At 61.0% G+C, this 12,305-nt stretch carries 9 protein-coding genes; all 9 read left to right on the top strand.

Annotated elements, in window-relative coordinates:
- Nucleotides 1-143 precede the first annotated feature (143 nt).
- The 9 genes from ACIQJ2_RS32100 (at nucleotide 144) to rpmG (ending at nucleotide 11,763) form a co-directional block, all read left to right on the top strand.
- Entirely contained in the window at nucleotides 144-1,100 is a 957-nt protein-coding gene (locus ACIQJ2_RS32100; protein ID WP_400675113.1) for an aspartate carbamoyltransferase catalytic subunit, read from the top strand.
- On the top strand, nucleotides 1,097-2,386 hold the full coding sequence (locus tag ACIQJ2_RS32095) for a dihydroorotase (protein WP_400675111.1): 1,290 nt from the start codon (nucleotides 1,097-1,099) through the stop codon (nucleotides 2,384-2,386). The genes ACIQJ2_RS32100 and ACIQJ2_RS32095 overlap by 4 nt, the downstream gene beginning before the upstream one ends.
- A 33-nt stretch (nucleotides 2,387-2,419) precedes the next feature.
- Nucleotides 2,420-3,037, top strand: a complete 618-nt coding sequence (gene plsY, locus ACIQJ2_RS32090) for a glycerol-3-phosphate 1-O-acyltransferase PlsY (RefSeq protein ID WP_210344966.1) — start codon at nucleotides 2,420-2,422, stop codon at nucleotides 3,035-3,037.
- Nucleotides 3,037-4,185, top strand: coding sequence for a DNA-processing protein DprA (gene dprA, locus ACIQJ2_RS32085; RefSeq protein ID WP_400675109.1), 1,149 nt, complete (start codon nucleotides 3,037-3,039; stop codon nucleotides 4,183-4,185). The genes plsY and dprA overlap by 1 nt, the downstream gene beginning before the upstream one ends.
- Nucleotides 4,186-4,360: 175 nt before the next feature.
- Nucleotides 4,361-7,033: a type I DNA topoisomerase gene (topA, locus tag ACIQJ2_RS32080; RefSeq protein WP_400675182.1), complete on the top strand. Its 2,673-nt coding sequence runs from the start codon at nucleotides 4,361-4,363 to the stop codon at nucleotides 7,031-7,033.
- Entirely contained in the window at nucleotides 7,030-9,408 is a 2,379-nt protein-coding gene (gene rnr / locus ACIQJ2_RS32075) for a ribonuclease R (RefSeq protein WP_400675106.1), read from the top strand. Before topA ends, rnr begins: the two co-directional genes overlap by 4 nt.
- A gap of 32 nt (nucleotides 9,409-9,440) precedes the next feature.
- The gene (locus tag ACIQJ2_RS32070) at nucleotides 9,441-9,896 is read left to right on the top strand and encodes a DUF983 domain-containing protein (RefSeq protein ID WP_400675103.1); all 456 of its coding nucleotides are present in this window, start codon (nucleotides 9,441-9,443) and stop codon (nucleotides 9,894-9,896) included.
- A gap of 418 nt (nucleotides 9,897-10,314) precedes the next feature.
- A complete protein-coding gene (locus ACIQJ2_RS32065; RefSeq protein ID WP_199144742.1) occupies nucleotides 10,315-11,499 on the top strand; it encodes an MFS transporter in 1,185 nt (394 codons plus the stop codon).
- A gap of 96 nt (nucleotides 11,500-11,595) precedes the next feature.
- Nucleotides 11,596-11,763, top strand: coding sequence for a 50S ribosomal protein L33 (gene rpmG, locus ACIQJ2_RS32060; RefSeq protein ID WP_400746684.1), 168 nt, complete (start codon nucleotides 11,596-11,598; stop codon nucleotides 11,761-11,763).
- The last annotated feature ends 542 nt before the right edge of the window (nucleotides 11,764-12,305 follow it).

Below are 12,305 nucleotides of genomic sequence, written 5' to 3'. Positions count from 1 at the left end.
GTTTTGTCTCCTAACAGCATAGGTGCTGTAGCGGGATTCGGGCGAATTTGCATGGGGAACAAGCAGGCTCTTCGCATGCGCGCGCTTGCCCCTTTCGCGCTCCCTCTCTATAGACGCCCTGACGACATTCAGAGGGCAGGTCCATGGTCTTCTTTCCCCACCGCCACCTCATCGGCATCAAAGGCCTCACCGAGCAGGATATAAACTATCTTCTCGACAAGGCGGACGAAGCGGTCAAGATAAGCCGCCAGCGCGAGAAGAAGACGTCGACGCTTCGTGGCCTCACGCAAATCAATCTCTTCTTCGAAGCATCGACACGCACCCAAGCGTCCTTCGAGCTGGCAGGCAAAAGGCTCGGCGCCGATGTGATGAACATGTCGGTCGGCAACTCCTCCGTCAAAAAGGGCGAGACGCTGATCGATACCGCGATGACGCTGAACGCAATGCGGCCGGATGTGCTCGTTATTCGCCATTCGAGCGCCGGCGCTGCCGCGCTGCTGGCCCAGAAGGTCTCCTGCTCCGTGGTCAATGCCGGCGACGGCCAGCACGAGCATCCGACCCAGGCTCTGCTCGATGCGCTGACGATCCGCCGCGCCAAGGGCAAGCTTTCGCGCATCATCGTCGCGATCTGCGGCGACGTGCTGCATTCGCGCGTGGCTCGCTCCAACATCCTGCTCTTGAACGCCATGGGCGCGCGCGTCCGCGTCGTCGCGCCTGCGACGCTTCTGCCAGCCGGCATTGCCGATATGGGCGTCGAAGTCTTCCATTCGATGAAGGAAGGACTGAAGGATGCGGATGTCGTGATGATGCTGCGGCTGCAGCGTGAACGCATGTCCGGCGCCTTCGTGCCTTCGGTGCGGGAATACTATCACTTCTACGGACTCGACGCCGAGACCCTCAAGGTCGCCAAGGAGGATGCGCTCGTCATGCATCCCGGTCCGATGAACCGCGGCGTGGAAATCGCTTCGGAGGTTGCCGACGGTCCGCAGAGCGTCATCGCCGAACAGGTGGAGATGGGCGTCGCCGTGCGCATGGCCGTCATGGAGACACTGCTTGTTTCACAAAACCAAGGACCTCGCAGCGAGGGAGCCGGCGCATGAGCAACTCGATCGTCCTCCAGAATGTCCGCATCATCGACCCCTCGCGTAATCTCGACGAAGTCGGCACGATCGTTGTCGAAGACGGCGTGATCGTTGCCTCCGGCAAGGATGCAAAGAACCACGGAGTTCCCAAGGGTGCCACCGTTCGCGATTGCAACGGCCTCGTCGCCATTCCCGGATTGGTCGATGCCCGCGTGCATGTCGGTGAGCCTGGCGGTGAACATCGTGAAACCATCGCTTCCGCCAGTCGCGCGGCAGCGGCAGGCGGCGTGACCTCCTTCATTATGATGCCGGACACGGATCCGGTCATCGACGATATTGCGCTTGTCGAGTTCGTCCGGAAGACCGCGCGCGATACGGCCGTCGTCAATGTTTATCCGGCTGCGGCCCTCACCAAGGGTCTCGCCGGCGAGGAAATGACGGAGATCGGTCTGCTGCGGGAAGCCGGCGCCGTTGTTTTCACCGACGCTCATTCCAGCGTCCACGACAGCCAGGTTCTGCGCCGTCTGATGACCTATGCGCGCGAATTCGGGGCAGTCATCTCCTGCGAGACGCGCGACAAATATCTCGGCGCAAACGGCGTCATGCATGAAGGCTTGCTGGCGAGCTGGCTCGGCCTCTCGGGCATTCCGAAGGAAGCGGAATTGATCCCGCTGGAGCGCGACCTGCGCATCGCGGCGCTGACGCGCAGCCATTATCACGCAGCCATGATCTCCGTGCCGGAATCGGCCGAGGCCATCCGCCTCGCCCGCGCACGCGGCGCCAAGGTTACCTGCGGCATTTCGATCAACAATCTCGCGCTCAACGAGAACGACATCGGCGAGTATCGGACCTTCTTCAAACTCTATCCGCCGCTGCGCTCCGAAGACGACCGCACCGGTATGATCGAAGCTCTGGCTGATGGCACGATCGACATCATCGTCTCCTCGCATGATCCGCAGGACGTCGATACCAAGCGGCTGCCTTTCGGCGAAGCGGAAGACGGTGCCGTTGGGCTGGAAACGTTGCTTCCGGCAGCGCTGCGGCTTTATCACAGCGGACAGGTCAGTCTGATGCGTCTCGTCGATGCGCTCTCAACGCGGCCGGCACAGATCTTCGGGCTCGCTGCGGGCACGCTGAAGCCCGGCGCCAAGGCCGATATTGCACTTGTCGATCTCGACGAGCCTTGGCTTGTCGCAAAAGACATGCTTCTGTCGCGCTCGAAGAATACACCCTTTGAGGATGCGAGAATGAGCGGCCGCGCTGTTGCAACCTATGTTGCCGGCAAGCTGGTTCATAGCCTCTAGGACAGGCCCGGAGTTTACGGAGAACAAGACGTGATGGCGGACTTCTGGACTTGGCAGCTTTCCCCGCAAACCGCGCTGGCCGCCCTCGTCATCGGCTACCTGCTCGGCTCCATTCCCTTCGGCCTGTTGTTGACGCGCATGGCCGGGCTCGGAGATGTGCGCAATATTGGCTCCGGCAATATTGGCGCGACCAATGTTCTGCGTACAGGCAACAAGGGGCTCGCTGCAGCGACCCTTCTGCTCGACGCCTTCAAGGGAACGGCCGCAGTCCTGATCGTCGCACACTTCTTTGGCGAGGATGCCGGCGTGCTGGCCGGCTTTGCCGCCTTCATCGGCCATATCTTCCCGGTCTGGATCGGCTTCAAGGGTGGCAAGGGTGTGGCGACCTATCTCGGCATCCTGCTTGGCCTGGCGCCGCTGATGGCTCTGATCTTCGCCATCATCTGGCTGGTCATCGCCTTCACCACCCGCTACTCCTCACTTTCCGCGCTGGTTGCAACCCTTGTCATTCCGGTTGTATTGTGGATATTGGGCGTCGATAAGATCGCCGCCGCCATGGCGTTGATGACCATTATTTCCTGGTACAAGCACAGGGCCAACATTGCCCGCCTCACCACCGGGACGGAAAGCAAGATCGGAGCAAAGGGGTAATGGACGCAGGCAGCGCAAGACGAACCGGAGTTGCGCTGACCGAAAAACAAAGGATCGCCTGGCTCAGGCTCATCCGTTCCGACAATGTCGGCCCGTCCACCTTCCGCGACCTCATCAATCACTACGGCTCCGCCGAGGCGGCGCTTGCCATGCTGCCGGAGCTTTCGCAGCGTGGCGGCTCGACGCGCGCCGTCCGTATCGCCGACGAGCGCGACGCCGTGCGGGAGCTTGAGGCGGTGCATCGCTTCGGCGCACGCTTTATCGGTATAGGGGAACCGGACTATCCTCCCGCCCTTCGCGAAATCGACGGAGCGCCGCCGCTTCTTGCGGTCAAGGGCAACATAACAACAGCGACGCGGCCGGCGATCGGCGTGGTCGGTTCAAGAAACTCTTCAATCAGCGGCGCCAAATTCACTGCCATGATTGCGCGTACCTGCGGTGAAGCCGGATATGCCGTGGTCTCCGGCCTGGCACGCGGCATCGATACGGCAGCGCATCGCGCCAGCCTCGCGACCGGCACCATGGCCGCTATGGCGGGCGGATTGGACCAGCCCTACCCGCCCGAGAATATCGGCCTGCTCAACGAGATCTGGGACGGCAACGGCCTTGCCGTCAGCGAAATGCCGTTCGGTTGGGAGCCGCGCGCTCGTGATTTCCCGCGCCGCAATCGTCTCATTGCCGGCATCTCGCTCGGCATCGTTGTCGTCGAAGCGGCAACGCGTTCCGGTTCGCTGATCACAGCGCGGCTCGCCGGAGAATTCGGCAGGCTTGTCTTTGCCGTTCCCGGCTCACCGCTCGATCCGCGCTGCGAAGGGACGAACGGATTGCTCAAGGACGGCGCGATGATCGTGACGAAGCCGGACGATATCGTCGAAGCGCTACGACCGATGGCAGAGCCCGATCTCTTTCATCCCCGCCCACCGGAAGCGCCGGTCGAGCGAAGGAAACCGATCTCCGTGCCGCCAGACGATGCCGAGCGCGATCACATCGTCGAGGCGCTCGGTCCGACACCGGTCGAGATTGACGATATCGTCCGCCACACCGGCCTGCCGATATCGGCCGTTCACTCTGTTCTGCTCGAACTGGACATGGCCGGCCGGCTGCATCGCCATCCCGGCGGGATGGTGTCGATCTCCATGCTGGATTGAAAACTGTGACACGCATACCAATTCTAAGCTTCGCATCGCCGCGTCGATGGCAAAAATTGCCTTCGCCTCTTGACCGCGACGAATTCCCTGTCCATGTCGGAGAGCCGAGAAGACGGAAAAACCCGGTTTCTTCCGCGCCTTGCTTAGGCGCGACCTCTTATTCAGAGACTTAATGATGAATGTTGTAGTGGTGGAATCGCCTGCCAAGGCCAAGACAATCAACAAATATCTGGGACCCGGATATAAGGTTCTTGCTTCCTTCGGCCATGTGCGTGACCTGCCCGCCAAAGACGGTTCGGTGCTGCCGGATCAGGATTTCGAAATGCTTTGGGAAGTCGATGGCGCTTCGCAAAAGCGCATGAAGGACATCGCCGATGCGGTGAAATCGTCCGACGCCCTGTTCCTCGCGACCGACCCGGATCGCGAAGGTGAAGCGATCTCCTGGCATGTGCTCGACCTCCTCAACAAGAAGCGTGTCATCAACGGCAAGCCGGTGAAGCGCGTCGTCTTCAATGCCATTACTAAGAAGGCCGTGCTCGACGCGATGGCCGATCCGCGCGATATCGATGTGCCGCTGGTCGATGCCTACCTCGCCCGCCGCGCCCTCGACTATCTCGTCGGCTTCAATCTTTCACCGGTCCTGTGGCGCAAGCTGCCGGGCGCCCGTTCGGCCGGTCGCGTGCAATCCGTCGCACTTCGCCTCGTCTGCGACCGCGAATCCGAGATCGAGCGCTTCATTTCTGAAGAATATTGGAACCTTTCGGCGATTCTGAAGACGCCGCGCGGCGATGAATTCGAGGCACGCCTCGTTGCTGCCGACGGCAAGCGCCTGCAGCCGCGCGCAATCGGCAACGGCGAAGAAGCCGGCAAGCTGAAGGCACTCCTCGAAGGCGCCGCCTATGTCGTCGACAGCGTCGAGGCAAAGCCGGTCAAGCGTAACCCGGCACCGCCCTTCACGACATCTACGCTGCAGCAGGCCGCCTCCTCGAAGCTCGGCTTCTCGGCCTCGCGCACGATGCAGGTCGCGCAGAAGCTTTATGAAGGCGTCGATATCGGCGGCGAAACGGTCGGTCTCATTACTTATATGCGTACCGACGGCGTTCAGATGGCGCCGGAAGCGATCGAGGCGGCACGGCACGCCATCGCCGATCAATTCGGCAACCGCTACCTGCCGGAGAAGGCACGCTTCTACTCGACCAAGGCGAAGAACGCCCAGGAAGCGCACGAAGCCATTCGCCCGACCGATTTCGACCGCACGCCGGACCGCGTCCGCAAGTTTCTCGATGCCGACCAACTGCGGCTCTACGACCTGATCTGGAAGCGCGGCATCGCCAGCCAGATGGCATCGGCCGAGATCGAGCGCACCACCGTCGAAATCCTCGCCGACAATGCCGGCAAGAAGGCCGGTCTGCGCGCGGTCGGCTCGGTAATCCGTTTCGACGGCTTCATCGCAGCCTACACCGACCAGAAGGAAGACGGCGAGCAGAGCGACGATGCCGAAGACGAAGATGGTCGTCTGCCGGAGATCAATGCACGCGAGAATCTCGCCAAGCAGAAGATCAACTCGACACAGCATTTCACCGAGCCGCCGCCGCGCTACTCGGAAGCCTCGCTGATCAAGAAAATGGAAGAGCTCGGCATCGGCCGTCCGTCGACCTATGCCGCGACGCTCGCGACGCTGCGTGACCGCGACTATGTGACGATCGACAAGCGCAAGCTGCTGCCGCAGGCCAAGGGGCGGTTGGTAACGGCCTTCCTCGAAAGCTTCTTCACCAAATACGTCGAATACGATTTCACTGCCGAACTCGAAGAGAAGCTCGACCGCATTTCCGCCGGCGAATTGAATTGGAAGGACGTGCTCCGCGACTTCTGGAGCAATTTCTTCGCGCAGATCGAGGATACCAAGGAACTGCGCGTCACCAACGTGCTCGACGCGCTGAACGAGGCGCTGGCGCCGCTGGTCTTCCCCAAGCGCGAAGACGGCAGCGATCCGCGCATCTGCCAGGTCTGCGGCACCGGCAATCTCTCGCTGAAGCTCGGCAAATACGGCGCCTTCGTCGGCTGCTCGAATTATCCGGAGTGCAACTACACCCGCCAGCTTTCTTCCGAAGGCGGCGCGGAAGCCGAATCCAACGGCTTGAACGAGCCGAAGGCGCTCGGTCAGGATCCGGTTACCGGCGAAGAGCTGACGCTGCGGTCTGGCCGTTTCGGACCCTATATCCAGCGCGGCGACGGCAAGGATGCAAAGCGCGCTTCACTGCCGAAGGGCTGGAAGCCCGAAGAGATCGACTATGAAAAGGCGATGGCTTTGATCTCGCTGCCACGCGATATCGGCAAGCACCCGGAAAGCGGCAAGATGATCTCGTCCGGCATCGGACGCTATGGCCCCTTCCTGCTGCATGACGGCAGCTACGCCAATCTCGAAAGCGTGGAAGACGTTTTCACCGTAGGCTTGAACCGCGCCGTGACGCTGATTGCCGAAAAGCAGAGCAAGGCGGGCGGCGGCAGGGCACGCGGCACGCCGGCAGCGCTGAAGGATCTCGGCGAACATCCGGACGGCGGCGGCTCGATCACGGTCCGCGACGGCAAGTATGGCCCCTATGTCAACTGGGGCAAGGTCAACGCTACCCTGCCGAAAGGCACGGACCCGCAGGCGATCACGGTTGAGGAAGCCCTGGTTCTGATCGCCGCGAAGGCCGGTAAGAGTGGCGGCACCACCAAGAAGGCGCCGGCCAAGGCGAAGACCGCGGCCGCCGGCGCAAAAGCGACGAAAACGACCGCCAAGCCGAAGGCTGCTGCGAAGAAGCCTGCGGCCAAAACGGCAGCGAAAAAGAAGAGTGCAGAGTGAGCAGAGAACCGCGCGGCAGGAACCCATCGTCGGAACGACGCACCGGCAAACCCGGTCGCGCCGGTAAGGCAAGCGGTGACGCCGAGCCGATGATGGCAATCATCCACGGCACGTTGCCGCCCCGCGAGGTCATTCTACGCTTCATCGCCGACCATCCGGAACAGGCTTCCAAGCGCGAGCTTGCCAGAGCCTTCGGGCTGAAGGGCGAAAGCCGCGTCGCGCTGAAGAACCTTCTGCGTGAGCTCGAAGAAGAAGGCATGGTGCAGAAGAGCCGCAAGTCGCTCATCCGCCCCGGCGCGCTGCCGCCGATCGCCGTTCTCGATATCACCACGCGCGACAAGGATGGCATGCTGATCGGGCGTCCTGCCGAATGGGCCGACGAAAACGGCGTCGCTCCGGCTGTCATGATCAAGCAATCCTCCTCGCCGGCAGGCCGCAACGGCAAGGGCAAGGCGCCCGTCGCCGGCATGGGCGACCGCATTCTCGCGAAGATTTTCGCGGCAACGGATCGCGGCGGCCCGGCCTATACGGCCCGCATCATCAAGGTTCTGGACAAGCGGCAGGGCGCCTCCATGGGCGTTTTCCGCGAAACGCCCGGCGGCGGTGGCCGGCTGATGCCGATCGAGCGGCGCGGGGAAGAAATGGTGATCGACCCCGATTATACCGGCGGCGCCAAGGACGGCGATCTGGTCGAGGTCGAAGTGGCCCGTCTTGGTCGTTTCGGCCTGCCCCGGGCGAAGGTGCTGTCGGTCGTCGGTTCCGTCGCCTCGGAGAAGGCAATCTCGATGATCGCCATCCATGCGCATGGCATCCCGCATGTCTTTCCGCCTCCCGTCATTGCGGAGGCCGATGCGGCCAAGCCCGCGACGATGTCCCATCGCGAGGACTGGCGCAGTCTGCCGCTGATAACAATCGATCCGGCCGATGCCAAGGACCATGACGACGCCGTCTATGCCGAAATGGACCCCTCGCCCGACAATCCCGACGGCGTGATCGTCACCGTCGCCATCGCCGACGTCTCCTGGTATGTGCGCCCGAATTCGCCGCTCGACCGTGAAGCCTTGAAGCGCGGCAACTCGGTCTATTTCCCCGACCGCGTCGTGCCGATGCTGCCCGAGCGCATCTCCAACGACCTCTGCTCGCTCAAGGAAGGTGTCGACCGCCCTGCTCTTGCCGTGCGGATGATCTTCTCCAGGGAAGGTCGCAAGGCCGGCCATACCTTCCATCGCATCATGATGAAGAGCGCCGCCAAACTCTCCTACCAGCAGGCGCAGGCAGCAATCGACGGCCAGCCCGACGACAAGACCGGACCGATGCTGGAGCCGATCCTCAAGCCGCTCTGGCACGCCTATAACATCATGAAGAAGGGCCGCGACCGGCGTCAGCCGCTCGAGCTCGACATGCCCGAACGCAAGATTCTGCTGAAGCCCGACGGCACGGTCGATCGCGTCTTCGTGCCGCCGCGCCTCGATGCGCACAAGCTCATCGAAGAGATGATGATCCAGGCCAACGTCGCGGCGGCCGAGACGCTCGAAAAGCGGAAGCAGGCGCTGATCTACCGCATCCACGATGGCCCGACACTCGCCAAACAGGAGATCCTGCGCGAATTCCTGGCGACGCTCGGCATATCGCTTGCCAAGGGTGGTAATGTGCGAGCCAACAGCTTCAACGGCATTCTCGAAAAGGCTGAGGGCACGCCGCATCAGACCATGGTCAACGAGATGGTGCTGCGCTCACAGAGCCAGGCGATCTACAGCCCGGACAATATCGGGCATTTCGGCCTGAACCTGATGAAATACGCCCACTTCACCTCGCCGATCCGCCGCTATGCGGATCTGATCGTGCATCGCGCACTGGTCGGCTCGCTCAGCCTCGGCGAAGGTGGTATCACGCCGGACGAGGAGGCATCGCTCGACGATATCGCCGCCGAGATCTCCACATTCGAGCGCCGCGCCATGGCCGCCGAACGCGAAACGGTGGACCGGTTGATCGCCCATCACCTGGCCGGCAAGGTCGGCGCGGAATTCGAGGCCCGCGTTGGCGGCGTCACCAAATCGGGACTTTTTGTCACCCTGCCCGACTATGGCGCCGACGGCTTCATCCCTATATCTACGCTCGGCACCGATTACTTCATCTACGACGAAGCGCATCAGGCGCTGACCGGAGAGAAGACCGGGCTCGGCTTCCGTCTTGGCGACGACGTGACCGTAAGGCTGGCAGAAGCCGTGCCGCTGGCCGGAGCGCTGCGCTTCGAAATGCTGAGCGACGGGCGGCCGATGCCGACGGCGGTACGCTCCTTCCACAAGGCGACCCGCCGCAACAAGGGCCAGGCGCGCAAGACGCCCGGGACCAGACCGCCGCGCGGCCGCCGATAGAGGAAGGTCGCCGGCAAGAAGGAAGAGCATTCATGACGGGCAGTCCATCCGATTCTCCCATCCGCTACGGCGGCACTGATCAAAGCGAGCGCCCGCTCGGTCGATCGATTGTCCGCGGCATGCTCAATCGCTGCCCGCGTTGCGGCACGGGTAAGCTCTTCGGTGCCTTCCTGAAACCGGTCGAAAGTTGCGCCGTGTGCGGCGAAGAGATCTTCCATCAGCGGGCAGACGACCTGCCGCCCTATATCGTGATCTTCGTTCTCGGCCATATTGTCGTTGGCGGCTACATGATGACGGACATGGCCTTCAAGCTGCCTATGTGGGTGCACCTGGCCATATGGGGGCCGATTACCGTCATTGCGGCGCTCGCGATCATACAGCCCATCAAAGGCGGCGTCATCGGCCTGCAATGGGCGCTGCGCATGCATGGCTTCGGCGGCTATGACGACAGTCCGGACGAATGGGACCAGGGAAACGGCCGATCGTGAGCATGCCGGTCAGCCTATGTCCCATGCCCGCGAAAGAAATCGCGGCCTCTCCGTATTGCTGCGCCCACCCATCCGAAACCGCTAGAGCCGGATGATTTTAGGTCTGATCGACCTAAAATCTGAATCCGCTCTAGGAACCAAGAAGTAGAGCATGATGTCGTCCGAAAACCGCATACACTTTTCGGGATCATGCTCTATCGATTTGCCGCATATTCGTGATTCGCAGGAATTGCTTTACCGGCAACGGCTTGACACGAGCGGCATTTCTTGTCTGAACATGCCGGGCGTCGAATGGATCATTCTGGGGGAATAACCGATCTCATGAAAGCCGACCCGTCACCTGAAATTGGCCGAGCCGTGGCTTTCTGTGTTCCACGTTTCGATCGATTCGCCCGCCATGTGCCCCAAGGATCCGTTTATGCTTGAACCGACGAACGGCAAGGCCGGCCATGTCGAAGAAATTCACTGGCCCTCGCTCGTCGCCGCCATCGCGTCCGTATCGGCCGTGGGTATTGCCATTGGGTTGGGCCTACCGCTTCTCAGCATCATTCTGGAGAAGCGCGGCGTTTCCTCGAGCCTGATCGGCCTCAACACGGCTATGATGGGCGTAGCGGCCATGCTCGCCGCCGTCATAACCACCAAACTCGCGCATCGCTTCGGCGTCATACAGACCATGATCTGGGCAGTCGTGCTCTCCGCATTGAGCTCGCTGGGCTTCTACTACGCGGAGAACCTGCTTCTGTGGTTCCCACTGCGTATCATTTTCCACGGATCGACGACGACGCTCTTCATCCTGTCGGAATTCTGGATCAACGCCGCCTCACCTCCGTCCAAACGCGGCTTTGTGCTCGGCCTTTACTCTACCGTATTCTCGCTTGGCTTTGCCGCAGGTCCCCTGCTCTTCTCGCTCGTCGGCAGCGAAGGGATCATGCCCTTCATCATCGGCGCCTGCATCATCCTGGCTGCTGCCATTCCGATCTTCATCGCGCGCAACGAAAGCCCGCCCGTCGACGAGAAGCCTGAACTGCATTTCGTACGCTATATCTTCCTGGTGCCGACCGCGACTGCGGCAGTATTCGTCTTCGGCGCAGTTACCGTCGGCGGCGGCTCGCTGTTTACCAGCTATGCGACGCGGCTGGGTTTCAACGAATCACAGGCGGCGCTGCTCCTGACCGTCATGGGCGTCGGCAACTTCGTGTTTCAGATCCCACTGGGACTGCTCGCCGACCGGATGCGCGACAAACGGCCCCTGCTCTCGATCATGGCCACCATCGGCCTTGTCGGCGCGCTTCTGCTGCCGCTGCTGGCCTCCAACTGGATCCTTCTCGCCATCATCCTGCTCTTCTGGGGCGGCTGCGTTTCAGGCATGTACACGGTCGGCCTCAGCCATCTCGGCACGCGGCTCACCGGCGTCGATCTCGTCGCGGCCAATGCTGCCTTCGTTTTCTGTTATGCGATCGGCATGGTTCTCGGGCCACCGGCGATCGGCACGGCGATGGATCTGGCCAATCCGAGCGGCTTTGCCTGGGCTGTGGCGTTTTTCTTCGGTCTTTATGTCCTGCTTTCGGGGATACGACTGCTTTTCATGGGCAACAGAGGTTGACTTTTCAGGCGCGATTTGTATTTTCGCGCCAGAATTCGCCGTGGACCACCGCACTGGCCGTCCACGGCGTTCATTTTTATTAAAGGCAGGACGACCATGGCCAAGGCTACCACTATCAAGATCACGCTGCTGTCGACGGCCGACACCGGTTTCTTCTACGTCACGACGAAGAACAGCCGTACGATGACGGACAAGATGACGAAGACCAAGTACGACCCGGTTGCTAAGAAGCACGTCGAGTTCAAGGAAACGAAGATCAAGTAAGTTTCCTAAACCTAGGGTTTCAAGAAGGCGCAGCCTGCTGGCTAGCGCCTTTTTTGTTTTGCGCTGCTTTCATCAAAGCAGCCCAATGGTCTTCACCATTCAAGATATGCCGGAACGCCGGCCGCATTGCCTGACCAAAAGAAAAACGCCGCCTTCGAAAACCGAAGAGCGGCGTTTTGAATTTGGGGGCCGGCTAGCATGCAAAACGGCACGAGGAACCGTTATCTTTTGCCTGCCAGCCGACCGACCCCACGACCCAGGAGATGCGGCGGACCTGAGCATCATGGGGTATCTCGAAGCCCTGAGGGCCTGTCTCTGTACGGGACTAAATTCGCGCGAAATCGAAAGAAAATCAACTAATTCTTAATGATGAAAAATACCTGTCTGTTCGGATGGTTAAAATTCAAGTCTTAAATGACATGATGTTCTTACAGAATTAACAAACCAAACTTGAATCTCAACCAAGAATAAAAACTTATCCCCGGCATCTTTGGCAAATCATAAATACTTATATTTAAGAAAATGTGCACAGACAAATAAGA

The organism is Rhizobium sp. NPDC092011 (genome assembly GCF_044756305.1).
GTDB lineage: Bacteria > Pseudomonadota > Alphaproteobacteria > Rhizobiales > Rhizobiaceae > Rhizobium.
The sequence above is the reverse complement of the archived record's forward strand: the minus strand, read 5'-3'. Positions and strand labels throughout refer to the sequence as shown.